The 453-nt window shown below is 72.8% G+C and carries 1 protein-coding gene; it reads right to left on the bottom strand.

Going from position 1 to position 453, the window contains the following annotated elements:
- On the bottom strand, positions 1 to 453 hold a 453-nt coding region (locus CVH10_RS17505), incomplete at both ends, for a TIGR02281 family clan AA aspartic protease (RefSeq protein ID WP_106489350.1).

The raw sequence follows: 453 nt of genomic DNA, 5'->3' as shown, positions 1-453 counted from the left end.
GTCGCCGAATGCGGGCGACACCACCACCGCCAGGTCGCGCGCCACGACATTGCCGAAGCGCAGCTCGCGCACCTCGCCGGTATCGGCCCGGATCGTGCCGTTGGCGGTCTTCAGCACCACCGGGAACATCGCCGGCTTCACTTCCACCCCGGCCGCCGCCGCGGTGGCGGGGGACAGCGCGGTGATCGTCGCGCCGCTGTCGACCAGCAACCGCCGCTCCGCCCCGCCGATCGTCGCGCGGACGTAGAAATGCCCGTCGCGGCTCATGCGGATGCGCGTCTCCTCGCCCGCCACCTGCTGGCTGTCCATGTTCAGCCCCGCCGCGATCCGCGCCACCCACGGGTCGAACCGCTCGCGCTCCACCACCGCGGCGAACAGCAGCAGCCCCGCTGCCCACCAGAAGGCGATGCTGACCAATGTGCGCAGCACCGGGATGCGCCGCGCGACCACCGC

Origin of the sequence: Halomonas sp. ND22Bw (assembly GCF_003011945.1) — a bacterium.
GTDB classification, from domain to species: Bacteria; Pseudomonadota; Gammaproteobacteria; order Pseudomonadales; family Halomonadaceae; genus Halomonas; species Halomonas halophila.
This window is presented reverse-complemented; position numbering and strand designations above follow the sequence as displayed.